This is a genomic window from Parvimonas sp. D2 (assembly GCF_035282635.1).
Lineage (GTDB): Bacteria > Bacillota > Clostridia > Tissierellales > Peptoniphilaceae > Parvimonas.
In genome coordinates, this window is the sequence record NZ_JAYKBO010000095.1 from 1 (window position 1) to 242 (window position 242).

Here is a 242-nt window from a genome sequence, read left to right on the forward strand (position 1 = left end):
TGGGACACGAGAAATCCTGTGTGATTTTGGGGTGACCACCCCCTAAGTCTAAATACTACACAGTGACCTATAGAGAATAGTACCGTGAGGGAAAGGTGAAAAGAACCCCTGGAGGGGAGTGAAATAGAACCTGAAACCTTATGCCTACAAGCAGATAGAGTCTTATAGAGAGATTATATCGTACTTTTTGTAGAACGGGCCGGCGAGTTATGGTGTGCGGCAAGGTTAATTAATGAAGTTAC

General features: G+C 44.2%; 1 rRNA gene. It reads left to right on the plus strand.

Features of this window, described 5'->3' with window-relative positions:
• Nucleotides 1-242, plus strand: a 23S ribosomal RNA gene (locus tag VJI77_RS07700); the annotation flags it as partial.